Genomic DNA, 19,599 nt, shown 5'->3' with positions numbered 1-19,599 from the left:
TGGTGTGATCGTCAGCGGTCCCTCCGTACTTGAAAATCAGCCACATGTACACAACCCTCATTTCTGCCGCGCAGCTGCGGCAAGTCCTGGACGACCGCCAGCCGGTGCTGGTGATGGACTGCAGCTTCGACCTGATGAACCCCGCCGCCGGGCGCCAGCAGTTCGAAGCCGCCCACATCCCCGGCGCGGTGCATGTGGATCTTGACGAGCACCTGAGCGACAAGACCGGGCCCGACCGCGCCAGTGGCGGAAGGCATCCCCTGCCCTCCCGCGAAACGTTTGCCAGGCGTCTGCAGGCGCTGGGTCTGAACCCGGGCCAGCAGGTGGTGGCGATGGACCGGCAGGGCGCGAACTACTGTGGCCGGCTCTGGTGGATGCTCAAGTGGTGCGGCCACGAGGCCGTGGCGGTGCTCGACGGCGGACTGGCCGCCTGGCAGGCGGCCGGCGGCGAGGTCGCCGAAGGTCCGTCGCAGCCGGCCGCCGCGGGCCGGTTCGAACTGCAGCCCGCCCGCGCCGAAACCCTGGCCGCGCCCGACATCGCACGCCGGCTGGGCCAGCCCGACCTCACACTGGTCGACGCACGCGCCGCGGCCCGCTTCCGTGGCGAGGTCGAACCACTGGACCCGGTGGCGGGCCACATCCCGGGGGCGCTCAACCGGCCGTTCACCGAGAACATCGGACCGGACGGCCGCTTCAAGCCGGCCACCGAACTGCGGGCCGAATTCGAGCGCCTGCTGGGGTCGCGCGACCCGGCTGCGGTGGTGCACCACTGCGGCAGTGGCGTGAGCGCCATCCCCAACCTGCTGGCCATGGAAATCGCCGGCTTCGGACGCACAGCCCTCTTTCCAGGCAGCTGGAGCGAATGGTGCAACACGCCAGGCCTGCCCTGTGCCCGGAGTCAAGTTCCCGGCTGACGGGACGATAGGTCAGACACGCGCCCATGCGCCAACCGATGCCTGAAGCCCTGTCCCGCGTGTCCAGCCCGTCCTCCGAACCCTCTTCCAGTCCACTGCGGGCCATCGGTCTGCTGGTGGCCATTGCTGCCACCGTCCAGGCACCCCTGGTGTATCTGAGTACCTCCAACCTGTCGGAGGTGATCGCGCCCGCGCTGATCGCGCTGTCGGCCTGGACGGTCCTGCTGTTGCTGAGCAAGGGATTCCAGCGACTCGTAGCACCGCTGCTGGTGACCGCGGTCCTGATCTCGACGGTGATCGCCATCGTGGCTTTCGGCTCGGTGCGCACCGCCGCGGGCTTCCTGTTCGTGGCAGTGGTGGCCGGTGCCGGCATCTTCCTGCCCCGGCGCGCGCTGTTCGTCACCGTGACCCTGAGCGTGGTCATCCTGGGCATCCTCACCTGGATGGAGTGGAATGGCTGGTTCAAGCCGGCCAACTTCAAGGTCGGGTTCACGGTGTGGCTGACCCAGTCCATGACCATGGTCGTGGTGGCGATCATGGTCTACCACAGCCGCAGCCGGGCCCAGCAGGCGCTGGATCTTCAGCGCCGCGAGCTGGAGCGGCGCATCCGCAGCGAGCAGGAACGGGACCAGAGCCTGGAGCGGTTCACCCGGATCTTCCGCAACAGCCCCAGCCCGATGATTGCGCAGTCGGCCCGCAGCGGCCTGATCCTGGACGTCAACCCGGCCTTCGAGCGCTGCTACGGACACACCCGCGAGGACGTGCTCGGCTGCACCGACGCCATGCTCTGGGCCGAACCGGAGCAGCGCGCCCTCTACCTGGAACAACTGTTCGCCCTGCGCCGCGCAGACCAGGTCCATGTCCAGGGACTGCGGGCCGACGGCAGCCGCTTCGAGGCGCTGATCAGCAGCGAGATGGGTGACGATCCGCAGGACCGGCTGATCATCACCACGGTCACCGACATCACCGAGCAGAACGCCACCATCGAACGCCTGCGGCGCTCGGAGGAGCGCTTCGCCAAGGCCTTCAACTTCAGTCCGATGAACCTCGCGATCACGCGCCTGTCCGACGGCCGGATCCTGGAGGTCAACCGGGCGGGGCTCATCCACGACAACGTCGGCGCGGACGGCCTGCGCGGCAGGACCACTCTGGAAACCGGCGCCTGGCTCACACCAGCCCACCGGCAGGCCTACGTCGACAAACTCAAGCACGACGGGCGGGTGCTGGCCTACGAGAGCCAGATGCGCGGCAGGGACGGCAAGCCGGTCGACGTGAGGCTGTGGGCGGTGCTGATCGACATCGAGGGCGAAGAGTGCATTCTGTCGTCCACAGTGAACGTGTCGGAAGAGAAGCGGCGCGAGGCCTTGCTGCTGAGCGTGGCGCAGGGCATGACGGGCGAAACGGGCGCGGCCTTTTTCACCGCGCTGGCCCGCCACGCAGCCCCCGCCCTGAAGGCCGACGTGGTGATGGTCAGCGAGCTGATGCCCGACCAGGAGGTGCAGACACTGGCGATGTCCATGGACGGCGCCCTGGTACCCAACATCGTCTATGCCCCCGAGGGCACCCCCTGCGGCGAGGCCCTTTCGCGCAGCGACCTGTGCGTCCACGAGCAAGGCCTCGCCCACACCTACCCATCGCTGTCGGCGATGACCGGGATGCAGGCCAGCGCCTACATCGGCCAGAGCCTGCGCGACCAGGACGGCACCGCCATTGGCTTGCTCTCGGCCATGTGGCGCCAGCCCATCACACTCACCGCCGAGATGCGCGCGCTGATGTCGATCTTTGCGAGCCGGGCCACGGCCGAACTGATGCGGCTGCGGCGCGAGCGCGAAATCCAGCAACTCAACGCGACGCTGGAGCAACGGGTGCAGTCGCGCACCGCCGAATTGCAGAAGCTCAACGCGGAACTCGACTCGTTCGCCTACTCGGTGTCGCACGACCTGAAGTCGCCATTGCGTGCGATCGACGGCTTCACGAGCCTGCTGAGCGAACAGTTGCAGGGACGGCTGACCGCCGATGAGGAGCAGCTGCTGCAGCGCGTGCTGGCGTCGACCCACCGCATGAGCACCCTGATCGCCGACATGCTGGCACTGGCCCGCGTGAGCCAGGGCAAGATGGCGCTGAGCCCGACCAATCTGAGCGAGATCGCCGAACAGGTGATGCGCGCGGAACAGGCCAAGCACCCGGGCAGACCTCTCGCGTGGCGCATCGAGCCGGACCTGGTCAGCGTCTGCGACGCCCGGCTGGCGCGCATCGCGCTGGAGAACCTGCTGGGCAACGCCATCAAGTACACCCGGGACCAGCCACAGCCGCTGATCGAGATGGGGCGCTGCAAGGACGGTGGCCCGGGCCGCGCGAGCTTTTTCGTGCGGGACAACGGCGTAGGCTTCAATATGGCCTATGCCGACAAGCTGTTCAAGCCATTCCAGCGCCTGCACGGACCGAGCGAGTTCGAAGGCACGGGCATCGGCCTGGCCACGGTGCGCCGTATCGTGGACCGGCACGGTGGCCAGATCCAGGGTGTCGGCAAGCCCGGGGAAGGCGCCGAGTTCCGCTTCTCCCTGACACCCGCGCCAACATCCCGATGAACGCGCCAGCCCCCCTCCCCGCCGCTGAGGCGACCGGCCAGCCGCCCAGTCTGCAGCGCTACCAGGAGCGATCCCTGCTGGCATTGCTGCTGTGCATCGGAATCGCCGGTCCGCTGGTGGCGTTCGGCGTGCATCTGAGGGACGGGCTGGTGGCGCTGACCTGGGTGGCCCTCGCCTTCTCGCTCACCGACTACCTGCTGCTGGTCCTGTACGCCACGCGCCTGCGCCCACTGGTGGCGCCACTGCTGGTGTACACGCTGATCTTCACATCGGGTGCCGCCATCGTGGCCCATGGCACGGTGCGCAGCATGGCCGCGCTGGTCATGATCGCGGCGGTGGTCGCTGCGGGAGTCTTTCTCTCACGCAGGAACATGCTGGTCAGCGGCGTGCTGGGCATCACCATCCTCGGGGTGCTCAACATCGCCGAGAACCTGCAGCTGATGCAGACGCCGGAGACGCGCACCGGCTGGACCGTGTGGATTGTGCAGACCACCATCCTCATCAGCCTGATGATCACGGTCAACCTGGGCCGGCGGCGCATGCTGGACGCGTACCGCAGCCAGAACCTGGCACTGGAGCACAGCCGCGAGGTCGAGCGCCTGCTGCGCCAGAGCCAGGATCGCTTTCAGGCCCTGTTCCGCAGCACGCCGGCCGCCTGCCTGGTGCAGTCGCTGGACACGCTGGACGTGCTCGACGCCAACCAGGCCTTCCAGTCGCTGTTCGGATACACGAACGAGGAGCTGGTGGGTCATCCTCCACCCAGGGTGTGGGCCAGCGACGAGGAACAGACCGAGTTCCGCCGGCTCATCGACACCCAGGGGCGGGTCGGTGGCCTCCGTGGACTGGCCCAGCGCAAGGACGGGTGTGCGTTCCCGGCCATGGTGCATGCCGAGGTCACGCAGAGCGCCACCGAACGGCTGCTGATCGCGGTGGTGTTCGACCTGTCGGCCGATGTGGCCTCGCGCCGCGAACTGGAGATCTCGCGCGAGCGCTTCTCGAAGGCGTTCAACTTCAGCCCGCTGGGCATGACCATCACCCGCCTGAGCGACGGCCGCTTCGTCGAGGTCAACCCCGCCAACGAGCGGGTGCTGGGCTGGACACAGTCGGAATTCGAAGGCAAGACGTCGATGGAGGTGGGCGTCTGGGTCTCCGAGACCGACCGCAACCACTATGTGGCCACCCTTCGGCGCGACGGCCGGCTGCAGGGATACGAGACCCGGATGCGGACCAAGGCGGGCGCCATCGTGCCTGTGAGGGTGTGGGCAGAGATCATCGAGATCGACAACGAGCCCTGCGCCCTTTCCTTCACCATGAACGTGGACGAAGAGAAACGGCACGAAGCCATGCTGCTGAACGTGGCCGAGGGCGTCTCTGGCGACACGGGCGAGGCCTTCTTCCGCTCGCTGGTCGAGCATCTGGCCGACGCCATCGGCGCCGACGGCGTCGTGGTGGGCGAGGTGGATCCTCTGAAACAGATGAACACCCTGGCCCTGGTGTGGGACGGCCGGTTGCTCCCCAACAGCACCCATTCGCTGCACCGGACCCTTTGCGAACAGGCCCTGCTGCAGCCTGCACTGCTGCGCTTCGAGAGTCCCCGCCCTGCCCACCTGAACCTGGTGCCGCCGTTTTCGGAAGCCCCGCTCCAGTCCGTGCTGGGCCTGCCGCTGCGCGATGGGGACGGCTCGGTGGTGGGCCTGCTCATCGCCGTCTGGCGCCAGCGGCCGCCACCGAACGCCCAGCTGGACGCCCTGCTGACCATCTTCGCCAGCCGCTGCAACGCCGAGCTGCAGCGGCTGCGCCGCGACCGTGAAATCCACAAGCTGCACGACACGCTGGAGCACCGTGTGGCGGCGCGCACCGCCCAGCTGCAGTACCTCAACCGCGAGCTGGACTCTTTCGCCTACTCCGTCTCGCACGACCTCAAGTCGCCGCTGCGCTCCATCGACGGCTTCAGCCACCTGCTGCGCGAGCAGATGGCCGGGCGCATGACCGCGGAGGACATCGACCTGTTCGAGCGCATCGAGGCTTCGGTCCATCGCATGAACAGCCTCATCACCGATCTGCTGGCACTGGCGCGCGTGAGCCAGGGCACCCTGCAGCGCATGAACACCAACCTCAGCGAGCTCGCGCACGATGTGATCCGCCAGGAGCGCCACCGCGATCCGACGCGCGAGGTCGAGGTGGCGATCGAAGAAGGGCTGTATGCCGACTGCGACCCGCGCATGGCGCAGATCGTGCTGGAGAACCTGCTGGGCAACGCCTGGAAATACACCCGCCAGACCACCAACGCCCGCATCAGCTTCACCCGCGCCGAGCAGACGGCCCCGGGTGCGCCGGTGTTCTGCATCCGCGACAACGGTGCGGGCTTCGACATGGCGCGTGCCGAGCGTCTGTTCAAGGCCTTCAACCGTCTGCACACCGCCAGCGAGTTCGAGGGCTCCGGCATCGGGCTGGCCACGGTGCGGCGCATCCTGGAGCGCCACGGCGGTCACATACGGGGCGAAGGCGCCGTGGGCCAGGGTGCCCGCTTCGAGTTTTGTTTCGGCAGCGAGGCGACCAGCTGAAGCCGCTGTCTGCGACTCAGTGGGAATGCGCCATCCCGCTGACCAGGGTCACCAGGGCAATGCCCGCCAGCAGCCAGGCGATCTGGGCGATCGTCGCGCGCAGGCCCAGCCGCTTCTGCAACTGGGGAATCAGGTCGGCCAGCGCCACATAGACGAAGCTGCTGGAGGCCGCGACCAGGAAGTACGGCAGCCAGTCTTCGAGCTGTCCCAGCAGCGCGTAGCCCACCAGGCCGCCCAGCGCGGTCACCGTGCCCGCCAGCGACACCTTGACCAGCGCCGCGCGGCGCGTGCCCGAGGTCTGCTGCAGCACGACCAGATCGCCCATGTGGTGCGGCACCTCGTGGGCCAGCACCGCCAGCGCGGTCACCACACCCAGCCGCAGGTCGGCCACAAACGCCGAAGCGATCAGGATGCCGTCGCCGAACGCATGCACGCTGTCGCCGGCCAGCACCGTCCAGCCGCCGGAACGAGCGCCGTGCCCGTGGTCGTGGTTGTGACCGTGCGCATGGTCATGACCGTGGGCGTGCGCATGCCCGTGTCCATGGTGCCCACCGCCGTGATGGTGTTCATGGCCGTGATGCCACAGCTCGGCCTTGTCCAGCAGGAAGAAGAACACCAGACCACCCAGCAGCAGGGAAAACAGCTCGTGCGCGCCCGCCTGGCTCTCGAACGCCTCGGGCAGCAGGTGCATGAAGGCGGTGGCCAGCAGTGCACCCGCGGCCAGGCTCAGCATGTGCTGCGTGAACCGCGCCAGCACCCCCATGCCCAGCGCCGCGGCCAGCCACACGCTGCCCACACCCGCCGCCACGGTGCCCAACAGGATCGCAATCAGGGTCATGAAATGTCTTCAACCAAAAGAAAGGGCCGCACAGGCGGCCCGGGGGTGGGGTCTGCAGGGCAGCGTCAGGCGACGCCGTGCTGCTGGAACCAGGCCTGTGCCCGCTTCCAGCCGTCTTCGGCCGGCTCCTTGCGGAAGCTCGGCCGGTAATCGGCGTGGAATGCGTGCGGCGCGTCCGGGTACACCACAAAGCTCGACACCTTGGCCGCCGCATTGCCGGCCGCCAAAGCGGCTTTCATCTTATCAACCGTGTCAAGCGGAATGCCGGTGTCGGCCGCGCCGTAAAGACCCAGCACCGGACCGTGCAGGCCGGCCGCCACATCCACCGGGTGCTTCGGATTGAGGTCGCTGGTCTGACCGACCAGCCGGCCGTACCAGGCCACACCGGCCTTCACCGCCGGGTTGTGCGCCGCATACAGCCAGACCTGGCGCCCGCCCCAGCAGAAGCCGGTCACGCCCAGCTTCTTGGCATCGCCGCCGTTGGCCGCGGCCCACTTCACCGTCGCGTCCAGATCGGCCATCACCTGGGCATCCGGCACCTTGGAGATCACCTCGGCGATCAGCTTGGCCATCTCGCCATAGCTCTGCGCATCGCCCTGGCGCACGAACAGCTCGGGTGCGATGGCCAGGTAGCCTGCCTTGGCAAACCGGCGCGCGGTGTCAGCGATGTACTCGTGCACGCCAAAGATCTCCGACAGCACCAGCACCACCGGCAGCCCGGTCTTGCCGGCCGGCGCCGCGCGGTAGGCGGGCATCTTGAAGCCGTTGACATCGATCATCACCTCGCCCGCGGTCAGCCCGTCGGTGGACGTCTTGATCGCCGTCTGCGCCATCACCGGCAGCACCGAGGCGGCGTAGCCCACTCCCAGGGCGGCCTTGAGTGCGGTGCGGCGGGTGGCATGGCCGTGCGACGCCTTCGCGTCGAGCAGGGCCTGGCTGTCGGTGATCAGGTCGGTGTTGAGCATCGGTGTCTCCTTGTGGGTGGTTGAAAAGGGGATGCGGCGCGCACGGGTCGGGCACACAATGGCGCGCATCGGAGGACAGCGCCATGACCCTGACCGGACCCATTCTGCAGTTTCTCGGATGCCAGGGTGGCGTCTGGGGTTTGAGCCTGATGATCGTCTGCGACGCCACCGATCCGCAGCCGGCGCTGCGCCTGAATGTGCCGGCCGAGCTGGTCAACGGCGCCAGCGGACCGGTGCCCGGCCTGGACGCCACCGCCTGGCGCTTCGACATCGCGGTGCGCCAGACGGCGATGCCCCAGCGCATCGGCTACCGGCTGGCCGGCCGCAGCCACAGCTTCCAGGTGCCGGCCCTGGGCGCCACGCCAAGCATGGCCTACGTCTCATGCAACGGCTTTTCCGACGCGCGCACCCGCAAAACCATGAAAGACGCCAACGCCCTCTGGGCCCGCATGGGCCGCCTGCATGACCAGCAGGAACGGGTCGACGGCATCCCGGCCGGGCCGCTGGAACTGCTGCTCATGGGCGGCGACCAGATCTACAGCGACGACATCTGGGCCACCGTGCCCGAGCTGCGGGCATGGACCGAGGTCGAGTGGTTCACCCGCACCCACATGCCCTTGAGCGACAGCCTGCGCGCCGCGCTGCAGACCCGTTTCGCCGGGTTCTACCTGGAACGCTGGAACCAGCCCGAGACCGCCGCGCTGCTGGCCTCGGTGCCCAGCGTGATGATGTGGGACGACCACGACATCATCGACGGCTGGGGCTCACACCCGTGCGAGTTGCACGGCAGCCCCGTGTTCCAGGGCCTGTTCGAGGTCGCCCGCTCTGCGTTCGAACTGTTCCAGCGCCAGATGCTGGGCGCACCGCCGCCCGCCACCCTGAACGCCCAGACCGCGCACAACAGCGCCTACCGCTTCGGCAGCACCGGCCTGCTGGTGCTCGACCTGCGCAGCGAGCGCCGGCCGCGCAGCGAAACCACCGACGCCGCCGGACGCAGGACCGTGCTCGCCGACCAGGTGATGAGCCCGGCCAGCTGGAGCGCCGTCTACGCCTGGCTCGACGCCCAGCTGGCCGCCGGCGACCTGCGGCACCTGCTGGTGATGAGCAGCATCCCGGTGATGCACCCCAGCTTCGAGCAGCTGGAGACGATGCTCGGCGCCCTGCCGGCCATCGAGGAACTGGAGGACGACCTGCGCGACCACTGGACCAGCCACCCCCACCAGGCCGAGCGCCTGCGCCTGGTGCGCCGCCTGCTGGACGCCAGTGCGCGCGGCCTGCGGGTGACCGTGCTCTCAGGCGACGTGCACGTGGCCGCCATCGGCGTGATCGAATCGGACCGCAGCGACCTTTCGCCCGAGGCGCGCAGCCTGACCCAGCTCACCAGCAGCGGCGTGACCCACCCGCCGCCGGCCGGCGTGGCGCGCTACTTCCTCGAAGAGGCCTGCAAGCAGACCGAGACCCTGGAGCCGGGGCTCACCGGCCAGATGGTGGAATTCCCGACCGCCCGGCGCCGGCTGATCGGCTGCCGCAATTTCATGACCCTGCAGGCCGACGCGCCGGGCGGCGCGAACCGGCTGTGGGCGAACTGGTGGGCAGAAGGCGTCGACCACCCGTACACGAAGGTGGTGCTGCCGGTGGGTTGAGACCGCGGGCGCTCAGTGCGCCTGGTCCCAGTTCGCCCCCACGCCCACCTCGGCCAGCAGCGGCACCTTCAGCTGCGCCACCCCCGCCATCAGGCGCGGGATCTCGGTGCGCAGCCAGTCCAGTTCGGCTTCGGGCACCTCGAACACCAGTTCGTCGTGCACCTGCATGATCATCTTCGTGCCCTTGCCCTGCTCGTCCAGCGCCTTCTGCACCGCCACCATGGCCAGCTTGATCAGGTCGGCTGCCGTGCCCTGCATGGGCGCATTGATGGCCTGCCGCTCCAGCGCGGCCAGCTTGGCACCCTTGGCGTTCTTGATGTCCGGCAGCACCAGCTTGCGGCCGAACACGGTTTCCACGTAGCCCTGCTCCTTGGCGAGCGCGCGGGTGTCGTCCATGTACTGCTTGACGCCGGCGAAGCGCGCGAAGTAGCGGTCGATGTAGGTCTTGGCGGCCGCGTTCTCGATGCCCAGCGACTTGGCCAGGCCGAAGGTGCCCATGCCGTAGATCAGGCCGAAGTTGATGGTCTTGGCGTAGCGGCGCTGCTCGCTGCTGACCTCCTCGGGCTTGATGCCGAACACCTCGGCCGCGGTGGCGCGGTGCACGTCGTGCCCTTCGTGGAAGGCGCGCAGCAGGGCCGCATCGTCGCTCAGGTGGGCCATGATGCGCAGCTCGATCTGCGAGTAGTCCGCGCTGGCGATCACGTGGCCGGGCGCGGCCACGAACGCCTCTCGAACCCGGCGGCCCTCGGGCGTGCGGATGGGAATGTTCTGCAGGTTGGGGTCGTTGCTGGAGAGCCGCCCCGTGACCGCCACGGCCTGTGCGTAGTGTGTGTGCACGCGACCGGTGCGTGGGAGTGCGAGCTGGGCCAGTTTGTCGGTGTAGGTGCCCTTGAGCTTGGACAGGCTACGGTGCTCCAGGATCTTGGCGGGCAGCGGGTAGTCCTCGGCGAGTTTTTCCAGCACCTCCTCGTCGGTGCTGCGCGCGCCGGTGGCGGTCTTCTTGATGACCGGCAGGCCCAGCTTGTCGAAGAAGATCTCGCCCAGCTGCTTGGGGCTGCTGAGGTTGAAGGGCTGGCCCGCGATTTCATACGCCTCCTGCTCCAGCGCGAAGATGCGCTGGCCCAGCTCATGGCTCTGTTTGGCCAGCGTGGGCGCGTCGATCAGCACGCCGTTGCGTTCGATGCGGTAGAGCGTTTCGCTGCTGGCGATCTCCAGCTCGTAGATGAACTTCAGCTTCGCGTCGGCTTCGATCTGCGGCCACAGCACTCGGTGCACGTCCAGCGTCTGGTCGCTGTCCTCGCACGAGTATTCGGCGGCTTTCGCCACGTCCACCTGGGCAAACGGGATCTGGTGCGCGCCTTTGCCACACAGGTCTTCGTAGCTGATGCCGCCGCGGCCCAGGTGGCGCTCGGCCAAGCTCGACAGACCGTGCGGCTTGTGCACTTCGAGCACGTAGCTCTGCAGCATGGTGTCGTGCGCGTAGCCCTGCACCTCGATGCCGTGGTTGGCGAAGACGTGGCGGTCGTACTTGATGTGCTGGCCGAGCTTTTGCCTGGCCGGGTTTTCCAGCCAGGGCTTGAGCCGGGCCAGCACCTCGTCCAGTGGCAGCTGTCCGGGCGCGTCCGGCCCTTCGTGCTTGAGCGGGATGTAGGCGGCTTCGCCCGGCCTCACGCTGAAGCTGATGCCCACGATCTGCGCGACCATTTCATCCAGCGAGGTGGTCTCGGTGTCGATGGCGGTCAGCTCGGCGGCCTCCAGCTTGTTCAGCCAGGCGTCGAAGGCCTCCCAGGTGAGGATGGTGTCGTAGGCGAGGTTCGACGCCCTCGGAATGTCGGACGCCGGATCGCTGAACAGGTCGTTGGTGGCGCCGGGCACAGGGGCGGACGCAGCCGCGGGCACAGCCGCCTCGCCGCCCCCCAGCGCCTTGGCCAGGCCCTTGAAGCCATAGGTCTCGTAGAACGCGCGCAGCGGCTCCTTCTGCGGTTCGCCCATGCGCACCGCATCCAGCGCCGGCAGGCCGGGCACCCAGCCGTTGAGGTCGCAGTCGGTTTTGATGGTCAGCAGCTGGCGGCCGGTGGGCAGCCAGTCCAGCGCCTGGCGGAGGTTCTCGCCCACGGCGCCTTTCACTTGGTCCGCCTGCGCGATCAGGTTGTCGATGGAGCCGTACTCCTGCAGCAGCTTCACGGCCGTCTTGGGGCCGACCTTGTTCACCCCGGGCACGTTGTCGATGGAGTCGCCCACCAGCATCTGGTAGTCCAGCATCAGGCGCGCGGGCACGCCAAACTCCGCCTCCACCCCGGCCAGGTCGCGCACCTTGCCGCTCATGGTGTCGATGATGGTGATGTGCTCGTTCACCAGCTGCGCCAGGTCCTTGTCGCCGCTGCTGATCAGCACCTCGATGCCCTGACTGGCCGCCGCGACCGCCAGGGTGCCGATCACGTCGTCGGCCTCGACGCCCGGCACGTCCAGCACCGGCCAACCCGAGAGGCGCACCACCTCGTGGATCGGTGCGATCTGGCTGCGCAGGTCGTCGGGCATGGGGCTGCGGTGCTGCTTGTACTCGGGGTAGAGCGCGTCGCGGAAGGTCGGGCCCGAGGCGTCGAACACGCAGGCGGCCCAGGTGGACGGGTGGTCCTTGAGCAGCTTCTGCATCATGTTGATCATGATGCGGATGGCGCCCGTCTTCTGCACCGTGCCGTCGGGCAGGGTGGTACTCATGGCGTCGCCGCCAGCGAAGAAGGCGCGGTAGAGGTAGCTGGAGCCGTCGACCAGCAGCAGGCGCGGGGTGGATTGTTCGGACATGGGGACGATTGTCGGGGATGCCAGGGTGCGGCGCAGGCGCTCCGTGCCTACAATGCGGCATGCGCGCCCCAACCCTGCTCCGATCCCTCCTGCTGGCCCTCGCCATTGCCGCGTCCCTGCCCGTGCTGGCACAGACCGGCACCCCGGCGCCCACCCCGGTCGAACAGCCCCGGCTGCCGGCGGGCGAGGCCAAGGTGATCGAACGCATCACGCACGAAGACGCTGGCTCCCGCATCGACGAGGTGCGCATCGGCGGCCAGACCCGCAGCATCGACGTGCAGCCCAAGAACGGCGCCCCGGCCTACGAGATTGCCCCCCAGAACGGCGCGGAGCTTCCCTCCGAAGGCCAGGGCGGCAGCAGCGGCCGCAGCCGCTGGCGCCTTCTGAGCTTCTGATCCTTTCCCGTTTCCATGGCCGTTTACACCGAAGTCCCGCAGGACGAAGCCGCTGCGCTGCTGCGCGAACTCCAACTGGGTGAGCTCACCGCCTTGCGCGGCATCCAGGGAGGCATCGAAAACACCAACTACTTCGCCACCACGGTGCTGGACGGCGTCGAGACCGAGCACGTGCTCACGGTGTTCGAACGCCTGGGCTTCGAACAGCTGCCGTACTACCTGCGGCTGATGAAGCACCTGGCGCAAAAGGGCATCCCGGTGCCCGAACCCGCCGCCAACACCAGGGGCGAGATCCTGCACCGGCTGCAGGGCAAGCCCGCGGCCGTGGTCAACAAGCTGGCCGGGCACAGCGAGCTGCGACCCTCGGTGGTGCACTGCGAGGCCGTGGGCGCCATGCTCGCGCGCATGCACCTGGCCGGCCAGGACTTCGCCATGCAACAGCCCAACCTGCGCGGCCTGGCCTGGTGGAACGAAACCGTGCCGGTGGTGCTGCCGCACCTGAGCGACGACCAGGCCACCCTGATCCGCAGCGAACTGGCCTACCAGAACCACGTGGCCGCGCAGCCCGCCTTCAAGGCGCTGCCCCATGGCCCGGTGCACGCCGACCTGTTCCGCGACAACGTGATGTTCGACGGCGACCGCCTCTGCGGCTTCTTCGACTTCTACTTTGCCGGCAACGACAGCTGGCTGTTCGACCTGGCCGTCACCCTCAACGACTGGTGCATCTTCCACGGCGACGAGGCGGCCGACGGCCTGCACGACGAGCGCCGCGCGCACGCCATGCTGGCGTCCTACCAGTCGGTGCGACCGCTGACGGCGGCCGAGCGCCAGCTGCTGCCCGCCATGCTGCGCGCCGGCGCGCTGCGCTTCTGGCTCTCGCGCCTGTGGGACTGGCACCTGCCGCGCGAGGCGGCCATGCTCAAGCCGCACGACCCGGGCCATTTCGAGCGTGTGCTGCGCGAGCGCGTGCGCCAGGCCCGCGACCTGGCGGACTCGCTGCGCGACGCCGGCGGCGTGCCCGCCTGAGGGCCGTGCCATGAAGCTGCGCACCGTGCCCGCATCCACCGGCCTGCAATGGGTCCGGCTGGGCGTAAAGACCTTTCTGCGGCAACCCCTGGCCATGTCGGGCCTGTTCTTCATGTTCATGGCGGTGGTGTCGGTGCTGGCCCTGGTGCCGTTTCTTGGCACCGCCCTGGCCACCCTGCTGACCCCGGCGGTCAACCTGGGCCTGATGTCGGCCTCGCGCGAGGCCGAGGCCGGGCGGTTCCCGATGCCCAAGCAGCTGGTCACCGCCTTCCGTGGCGGCCCCGCCAAAACCCGGGGCATGCTCACCCTGGGCGGTCTGTATGGCCTGGGGCTGCTGGTGATCCTGCTGCTGGTGGGCCTGCTGGAAGGCAACCCCGAGGGCGCCGCCACCATGACCGCCGAAGAGGCCATGCGCAGCATGGTCACCAGCCCTGCCCTCTGGTTCGGGCTGGTTGCCATGATGCCGCTGCAGATGCTGTTCTGGCACGCGCCCGCCCTGCTCTTCTGGCACGGCGTGCCACCGGTCAAGAGCCTGTTCTTCAGCCTGATGGCCTGCTGGGCCAACAAGGGCGCGCTGCTGGTGTTCCTGCTGGGCTGGACCGGGCTGTTCGTGGCCTTCAGCGTGTCCCTCAGCCTGCTCAGCGCCCTGCTCGGTGGCGCGCAGGCCGCAGGCCTGATCGTCTACCCGGCGGTGCTCTTCATGGCCTCGATGTTCTTCACATCGATCTGGTTCACGTTCCGCGACAGCTTCGACGACAGCGAGCCCGCAGGGGTGGTGGCGACGGACGACTTCGCGCCCCACTGAGCGGCCTCCAGGCCCCGACGGCCGTTGCGGTGCAACTCCATCGCCCGCAGGAACAGCGCTTCCACCTGCAAGGTGATCTGCGGCCAGTCCAGCGGCTCCACCGAGGCGCGGGCCTGCCCGGCGGCCCGGGCCACCCGTCCCGGCTCCCGCGCCAGCGCCACCGCCATCTGCACAAAAGCCTGCGGGTCGCCAGCCGGCACCGTCCAGCCGTTGTGGTCGGTCTGCACCCATTCGGCCGCGGCGGCGCAGGCACAGGCCAGCACCGGCAGCCCGCTGGCCAGGGCCTCCAGGGTCACGTTGCCAAAGGTCTCGGTGAGGCTGGGAAACAGCAGCAGGTCGGCCGAGGCGTAGCTGCGCGCCAGCTCGGCCTGGGTCTGCGAGCCCATGAACCGCGCCTGCGGGCAGCGCCGCTCCAGGGCATCGCGCATCGGCCCGTCGCCCACGAACACCAGGCGCACGCCCTCGTGGACCGCCTGCATGGCTTCGAAAGTCTCCAGCACCAGATCGAGGTTCTTCTCGGGCGCCAGGCGCCCGACCACCAGCAGCACCAGGTCGCCGGGGCCAGCGCCCCAGTGCGCCCGCAGCGTGTTGTCGTGAAGGCCGGGGTCGAACAGCCGGGTGTCGACGCCGCGCGCCACCACCTGCAAACGCTCGAAACCTTGTGACAGCAGCTCGGCGCACAGGGCGCGGGTGGGCACCATGGTGCACAGGGTCTGGTTGTGGAACTTGCGCAGGTAGGCCGCAATTGGCCGCCGCAGCCAGCCCAGGCCGTAGTGCTGGCTGTAGCTGTGGAAGTTGGTGCGGAAGTCGGAGGTGACCGGGATGCGCAGCTGGCGCGCCGCCTTCAGCGCCGACCAGCCCAGCGGCCCTTCGGTGGCGATGTGGATCAGGTCGGGGCGCTGAAGCGACCACGACGCCATCAGCGCCTTGCGGCCCGGCAGCCCGAGCTTGAGCTGGGGATAGCGCGGGATCGGCATGCCGCGCATCAGCTTTTCTTCGAACCCGATGTCCCGCGCGCCGCGATCGCCCGTGGTCTGCCGGGGCCGCACCAGCTGCACCTGGTGGTTGCGTTCGCACAGGCCCTGCACCAGCCGCGACAGCGTGAGGGCCACGCCATTGACTTCGGGCGGCCAGGTTTCCGTGACCACGGCCAGGCGCAGCGAGGGATGCGCTGCGGGAAAGTCCTGCAGCAGGATGTCCAGGGTGTCGGGTGTCTTCATGCACCGATGGTCCGCCTGGGGCGCAACAGATTTGTGACAGCGCGCCCGCCGATGTGACCGAGGCAAGACCAAACCGTGAAGTCCCGGTGTTGTCACCGCAATTTCACGCAAGCGCGACACGATGCGCGCACCCCAAACCCCTTGCAGGAGCCCGCATGACCGCGTTTTTCGACGCCCTGAAGACCCAGCGCTGGGACGACCACCGCTACTACCACCACAACCGCATCAACCAGACGCTGCACTTCATCAGCGCGGTCAGTTTCGTGGTGGCCTACGGGTGGCTGTTCATCGACCCGGTGGTCTCGGCGCTGATCGGCTGGCTGGTATCGATGACGACGCGACAGTCCGGCCACTTCTTCTTCGAACCCCTGGGCTACGACCATGTGAACCAGGTCACCAACGAATACAAGGAGGAGATCAAGGTGGGCTACAACCTGCGCCGCAAGGTGGTGCTGATCGCCATCTGGGCCGCGGTGCCGCTGGCGCTGCTGGCCAGCCCCGACCTGATGGGCCTGATCGAGCCGCACACCGACTGGACGGGCTACGTGCGCGACGTCGGTGCCGCCTGGCTGGCGCTCGGCGTGGCCGGGCTGCTGTTCCGCACGGTGCACCTGTTCTTCCTCCGCGACGTGCAGACCGGCCTGGTGTGGATGACCAAGATCCTCACCGACCCGTTCCACGACATCAAGCTCTACCACCGGGCCCCGCTGCAGCTGCTGCGCGGCGAGCTGTACGACCCCGCGCACGGCCGCGCCTGACGCCGTTCAAGGGCGTGCGGTCCTCCTCGTCATGCGCCCGGTCGGCGCCCCAGGGCGGTGGCGATCACCTCGCGCAGGATGCCGCGGCGGATGCCCCGGTTGCTCTGCCCCGCCACCGGTGCCCACCAGCCCTGCTCGCGCATGTCGCGCCCGGCGCGCACGAACTTCTCCAGCACGGCGTCGAAGTCGGGGTCGCTGAAGTTCAGGCTGAAGATCAGCCGGCCCGTGCCCACCCAGCTCAGCGCCACGCCGTGCCAGCGCAGCAGGTACTGCAGCATCCAGTTGTAGCGCGAGGGCTCGGTGTAGTTGATGGTCCAGATGCTGTGCAGGTTGGCGGCGCGCATCGGCAGGCCTTCGCGCTCCATGGTCTCGTTGAAGCGCCGGGCGCGCTCGTTCCAGCGCTCGTCCTGCCCGTCGTACACCGCCTGCACCTCGGGGGTCTGCAGGCGCTCCAGGAACACCGACATGCCGCCCATCACCTGCGGGTGCGCGTTGAAGGTGCCGCGCGCCAGGCAGAGGTCGGCCGGCCGGTCGGCGCGGAAGCGCTGCATCAGCGCGTGGCGGCCGCAGACCACGCCCACCGGGTAGCCTCCGGCCAGCGTCTTGCCGTAGGTGACCATGTCGGCCTTAACGCCGAAGTACTCCTGCGCGCCGCCCGGCGCGAGCCGGAAGCCGAGGAACACCTCGTCGAAGATCAGCACGATGCCGCGCTCGGTGCAGACCTCGCGCAGGCGCTGCAGCCAGGCGGTGTAGGCGGCGCGGTCGAAGTGGGCCTGCCGGCCACTGTCGACCAGGGCGGAGTCGGCGGGCGGCACGCGGTTGGTGTGCAGCGCCTGCAGCGGGTTGACCAGCACGCAGGCGATGTCGCGGCGCGTGCGCAGCACCCGCAGGCTGCGTTCGCTCATGTCGGCCAGGGTGTAGGTCTCGCGCGGTGGCAGCGGGTTGCCGGGGCCGGGCTGCACGTCCTCCCACCAACCGTGGTAGGCGCCGGGGAAGCGCACCAGGTGGCGCTTGCGGGTGTGGAAGCGCGCCAGCCGAACCGCCTGCATCACGGCCTCGGTGCCGGACATGTGGAACGAGACCTCGTCCATGCCCGAGATCTCGCGCAGGCGCTGGACGTTGCCCGCCACGCAGGGGTGGTAGGCGCCGAGCACCAGCCCGAGGTCCTGCACGCGGGCCGCACCTTCGGCCATGCAGGCCTTGTAGAAGTCCACGCCGAACACGTTGACGCCGTAGGAGCCGGTGAGGTCGTGAAAGCGGTAGCCGTCCAGGTCGGTCAGCGTCACGCCGTCGGCCGACTGCACGAAGGCGCCGACCTTGAGCCGCTCGCTCACGATGGGGCTGAACTGGAAGGGCACGCGGTAGCGGCCGGTGAACTGCAGATCGGCCAGGCCTTCGCGGGCCTGCGCCGTCATCGCCAGCGTCTTCGGGTGGCGGCTGGCCAGGCCCTCGGCGAGTGCCGCGAACGCAACGCGACGCCGCGCCACCACGTCCGGCGGCGCGCCGTCGCAGGCAAAGAACCCGGTTTCGTCGTAGGCGTACCCGGGCAGCCAGCGTGCCAGCCGCTTGGCCATGCGCGAGTGCCCGGCCAGGGAGCGGTGCTTGGCGCGCGAGAGGTCGATCCGGCGCTTGATCAGGGGCGCCGCGAGGGCGAGCGCACCCGCCGGCAGGGCAATTTCCAACAGGGACATGGGTACGGGCTCCAGTGGGGACGTCGGCCCTGTTTCTATTTCAGCCGCGTGTCATCTCCATGAATCTCGTTGCCACCCTGCGCCGCATCGCGCAGCACGAAGACCTCAACTTCCTGCTGACCAACCGCGTGCCCCGCATCGCGCTCACCCACGCCATGGGCTGGTGGAGCCGCATCCGCCACCCCTGGGTGCGCGATCTGTCGCTGGCGGTCTGGAAGGCCTTCAGCGACCTGGACCTGAGCGACGCGAAACAGCAGCGCTTCGCCAGCCTGCACGACTGCTTCGTCCGCGAGCTGCGGCCGGGTGCGCGCCCTGTGGACCCGCGCCCCGAGGTGGTCACCAGCCCCAGCGACGGCATCGTCGGTGCCTGTGGCCGCATCGAGACGGTGGACGGCGAGCCCCAGGTGTTCCAGGCCAAGGGCTTTCCGTACAAGCTGGCCGAGCTGCTGGGCGACTCGGCCCACACCGCCGCGCTGTGTCGCGAACTGCAGGGCGGCAGCTATGTGACCCTGCGGCTCACGTCCAGCATGTACCACCGCTTCCACGCACCCTGCGACGCGCGGCTCGAACACGTCACCTACATCAGCGGGGACACCTGGAACGTGAACCCGATCGCGCTGCAGCGCGTGGAGCGCCTGTTCTGCCGCAACGAGCGCGCGGTGCTGCACCTGCGCCAGCCCGATGGCGCGCGCCTGCTGCTGGTGCCGGTGGCGGCGATCCTGGTGGCGAGCATGCGCCTGCACGCGCTGGACGTGCCGCTGAACCTGCGCTACCGCGGCCCCAACGAGCTGCCCTGCGACGCGCCCTGCACCAAGGGCCAGGAGCTGGGCTGGTTCGAGCACGGTTCGACCATCCTGGTGTTTGCACCGCCAGGGCACGTGCTGGCGCCGGGGCTGGCCACCGGGCAGACGCTGCGCATGGGGCAGCCGTTGCTGGTGCGCGAGGACAGGCGGCGTTCAAGCTGACGTCAGCTTTCTTTCACAAAACCGTCATCAAAAGCCGCTGGCCGGCCGGTAAGCTCGGTTGAACGGTTGTCTGACGCCACGTCCGCACCGAACCACCAACGTTGGAAGAAAGGCCTCATGTGAAAGCCCTGAAGAAAGCCCGCAAGCTGATCGAAAACGCGCCCGAGTCCAGTGAAGCGCGCATCCTGTCGGCCCTGGTCGTCGCCCTTGAGTCGGAGGCGGCCTACCCGGTCAACGACCTCTACAAGCTCAACTTCGACAACTTCGAACTCGCGCTGGACCTGCTCAAGGAATGGCGCCTGGACCGCTACTACATGAGCAAGGTGCGCCTGCTGGACCTGTCGGTGCAGCTCGGCGACATGGAGAAGGCCGCAGCCGCCCCGGCCGCCCGGGAGGCGACGGCCAAGGCGGACTGAACCGGCCCG

At 68.7% G+C, this 19,599-nt stretch carries 14 protein-coding genes and 1 pseudogene; 10 read left to right on the top strand and 5 right to left on the bottom strand.

Features of this window, described 5'->3' with window-relative positions; translation table 11 throughout:
- Positions 1–44 precede the first annotated feature (44 nt).
- From BC358_RS12235 to BC358_RS12225, 3 genes are read left to right on the top strand one after another with little or no spacing between them, the layout of a single operon-like run.
- Positions 45–914, top strand: coding sequence for a sulfurtransferase (locus BC358_RS12235; RefSeq protein WP_079366042.1), 870 nt, complete (start codon positions 45–47; stop codon positions 912–914).
- A 26-nt stretch (positions 915–940) separates the two neighbouring features.
- On the top strand, positions 941–3,502 hold the full coding sequence (locus BC358_RS12230; protein WP_143434285.1) for a PAS domain S-box protein: 2,562 nt from the start codon (positions 941–943) through the stop codon (positions 3,500–3,502).
- On the top strand, positions 3,499–6,066 hold the full coding sequence (locus BC358_RS12225) for a PAS domain S-box protein (protein ID WP_079366040.1): 2,568 nt from the start codon (positions 3,499–3,501) through the stop codon (positions 6,064–6,066). The genes BC358_RS12230 and BC358_RS12225 overlap by 4 nt, the downstream gene beginning before the upstream one ends.
- Positions 6,067–6,082: 16 nt before the next feature.
- On the opposite strand, the gene BC358_RS12220 is transcribed toward BC358_RS12225, so the two are convergent.
- Positions 6,083–6,904 (bottom strand): ZIP family metal transporter, encoded by an 822-nt coding sequence (locus tag BC358_RS12220; protein WP_079366039.1) that lies wholly within the window; start codon positions 6,902–6,904, stop codon positions 6,083–6,085.
- Positions 6,905–6,969: 65 nt separating this feature from the next.
- Positions 6,970–7,869: a dienelactone hydrolase family protein gene (locus BC358_RS12215; RefSeq protein ID WP_066159057.1), complete on the bottom strand. Its 900-nt coding sequence runs from the start codon at positions 7,867–7,869 to the stop codon at positions 6,970–6,972.
- An 83-nt stretch (positions 7,870–7,952) separates the two neighbouring features.
- Between BC358_RS12215 and BC358_RS12210 the strand changes: the two genes are divergently transcribed.
- Positions 7,953–9,512 carry an alkaline phosphatase D family protein gene (locus BC358_RS12210; protein ID WP_079366038.1) on the top strand — a complete coding sequence of 520 codons (1,560 nt, stop codon included), beginning with the start codon at positions 7,953–7,955 and terminating at the stop codon, positions 9,510–9,512.
- Between the two features lie 12 nt (positions 9,513–9,524).
- On the opposite strand, the gene polA is transcribed toward BC358_RS12210, so the two are convergent.
- Positions 9,525–12,314 carry a DNA polymerase I gene (gene polA, locus BC358_RS12205; RefSeq protein WP_079366037.1) on the bottom strand — a complete coding sequence of 930 codons (2,790 nt, stop codon included), beginning with the start codon at positions 12,312–12,314 and terminating at the stop codon, positions 9,525–9,527.
- Positions 12,315–12,373: 59 nt separating this feature from the next.
- Between polA and BC358_RS12200 the strand changes: the two genes are divergently transcribed.
- From BC358_RS12200 to BC358_RS22320, 3 genes and pseudogenes are all read left to right on the top strand, one after another.
- Positions 12,374–12,709 carry a hypothetical protein gene (locus BC358_RS12200; protein WP_079366036.1) on the top strand — a complete coding sequence of 112 codons (336 nt, stop codon included), beginning with the start codon at positions 12,374–12,376 and terminating at the stop codon, positions 12,707–12,709.
- A gap of 15 nt (positions 12,710–12,724) precedes the next feature.
- Positions 12,725–13,735: a homoserine kinase gene (locus BC358_RS12195; protein ID WP_079366035.1), complete on the top strand. Its 1,011-nt coding sequence runs from the start codon at positions 12,725–12,727 to the stop codon at positions 13,733–13,735.
- Between the two features lie 10 nt (positions 13,736–13,745).
- Positions 13,746–14,429 (top strand): annotated as a pseudogene (locus BC358_RS22320) (BPSS1780 family membrane protein); the annotation flags it as partial.
- On the opposite strand, the gene BC358_RS12185 reads toward BC358_RS22320, so the two are convergent.
- Entirely contained in the window at positions 14,417–15,760 is a 1,344-nt protein-coding gene (locus BC358_RS12185; protein WP_143434284.1) for a glycosyltransferase family 1 protein, read from the bottom strand. The pseudogene BC358_RS22320 and the gene BC358_RS12185 overlap by 13 nt on opposite strands.
- Before the next feature lie 155 nt (positions 15,761–15,915).
- Here BC358_RS12185 and BC358_RS12180 point away from each other — a divergent pair, with 155 nt between their 5' ends.
- Positions 15,916–16,518 carry a hypothetical protein gene (locus BC358_RS12180; protein WP_079366034.1) on the top strand — a complete coding sequence of 201 codons (603 nt, stop codon included), beginning with the start codon at positions 15,916–15,918 and terminating at the stop codon, positions 16,516–16,518.
- Positions 16,519–16,547: 29 nt separating this feature from the next.
- On the opposite strand, the gene BC358_RS12175 is transcribed toward BC358_RS12180, so the two are convergent.
- A complete protein-coding gene (locus BC358_RS12175) occupies positions 16,548–18,209 on the bottom strand; it encodes an aminotransferase class III-fold pyridoxal phosphate-dependent enzyme (protein ID WP_079366033.1) in 1,662 nt (553 codons plus the stop codon).
- A 59-nt stretch (positions 18,210–18,268) separates the two neighbouring features.
- On the opposite strand from BC358_RS12175, the gene asd reads away from it, so the two are divergent.
- Together asd and BC358_RS12165 are read left to right on the top strand one after the other, a co-directional pair.
- Positions 18,269–19,174, top strand: a complete 906-nt coding sequence (gene asd / locus BC358_RS12170; protein ID WP_079366032.1) for an archaetidylserine decarboxylase — start codon at positions 18,269–18,271, stop codon at positions 19,172–19,174.
- Between the two features lie 119 nt (positions 19,175–19,293).
- Positions 19,294–19,590, top strand: coding sequence for a hypothetical protein (locus BC358_RS12165; RefSeq protein ID WP_066159077.1), 297 nt, complete (start codon positions 19,294–19,296; stop codon positions 19,588–19,590).
- Positions 19,591–19,599: the final 9 nt, after the last annotated feature.

Source organism: Hydrogenophaga sp. H7, from assembly GCF_002025745.1.
Taxonomy (GTDB): domain Bacteria; phylum Pseudomonadota; class Gammaproteobacteria; order Burkholderiales; family Burkholderiaceae_C; genus Hydrogenophaga; species Hydrogenophaga pseudoflava.
Note: the sequence above shows the minus strand (reverse complement) of the source record. Positions and strands in the feature narration are given on the sequence as shown.

What these genes read in the sequence shown, in the direction of transcription:
- BC358_RS12235 (WP_079366042.1), top strand. Translation starts at nt 45, where the DNA reads ATGTACACAACCCTCATTTCTGCCGCGCAGCTGCGGCAAGTCCTGGAC.
- BC358_RS12230 (WP_143434285.1), top strand. Translation starts at nt 941, where the DNA reads ATGCGCCAACCGATGCCTGAAGCCCTGTCCCGCGTGTCCAGCCCGTCC.
- BC358_RS12225 (WP_079366040.1), top strand. Translation starts at nt 3,499, where the DNA reads ATGAACGCGCCAGCCCCCCTCCCCGCCGCTGAGGCGACCGGCCAGCCG.
- BC358_RS12220 (WP_079366039.1), bottom strand. Translation starts at nt 6,904, where the DNA reads ATGACCCTGATTGCGATCCTGTTGGGCACCGTGGCGGCGGGTGTGGGC.
- BC358_RS12215 (WP_066159057.1), bottom strand. Translation starts at nt 7,869, where the DNA reads ATGCTCAACACCGACCTGATCACCGACAGCCAGGCCCTGCTCGACGCG.
- BC358_RS12210 (WP_079366038.1), top strand. Translation starts at nt 7,953, where the DNA reads ATGACCCTGACCGGACCCATTCTGCAGTTTCTCGGATGCCAGGGTGGC.
- polA (WP_079366037.1), bottom strand. Translation starts at nt 12,314, where the DNA reads ATGTCCGAACAATCCACCCCGCGCCTGCTGCTGGTCGACGGCTCCAGC.
- BC358_RS12200 (WP_079366036.1), top strand. Translation starts at nt 12,374, where the DNA reads ATGCGCGCCCCAACCCTGCTCCGATCCCTCCTGCTGGCCCTCGCCATT.
- BC358_RS12195 (WP_079366035.1), top strand. Translation starts at nt 12,725, where the DNA reads ATGGCCGTTTACACCGAAGTCCCGCAGGACGAAGCCGCTGCGCTGCTG.
- BC358_RS12185 (WP_143434284.1), bottom strand. Translation starts at nt 15,760, where the DNA reads ATGAAGACACCCGACACCCTGGACATCCTGCTGCAGGACTTTCCCGCA.
- BC358_RS12180 (WP_079366034.1), top strand. Translation starts at nt 15,916, where the DNA reads ATGACCGCGTTTTTCGACGCCCTGAAGACCCAGCGCTGGGACGACCAC.
- BC358_RS12175 (WP_079366033.1), bottom strand. Translation starts at nt 18,209, where the DNA reads ATGTCCCTGTTGGAAATTGCCCTGCCGGCGGGTGCGCTCGCCCTCGCG.
- asd (WP_079366032.1), top strand. Translation starts at nt 18,269, where the DNA reads ATGAATCTCGTTGCCACCCTGCGCCGCATCGCGCAGCACGAAGACCTC.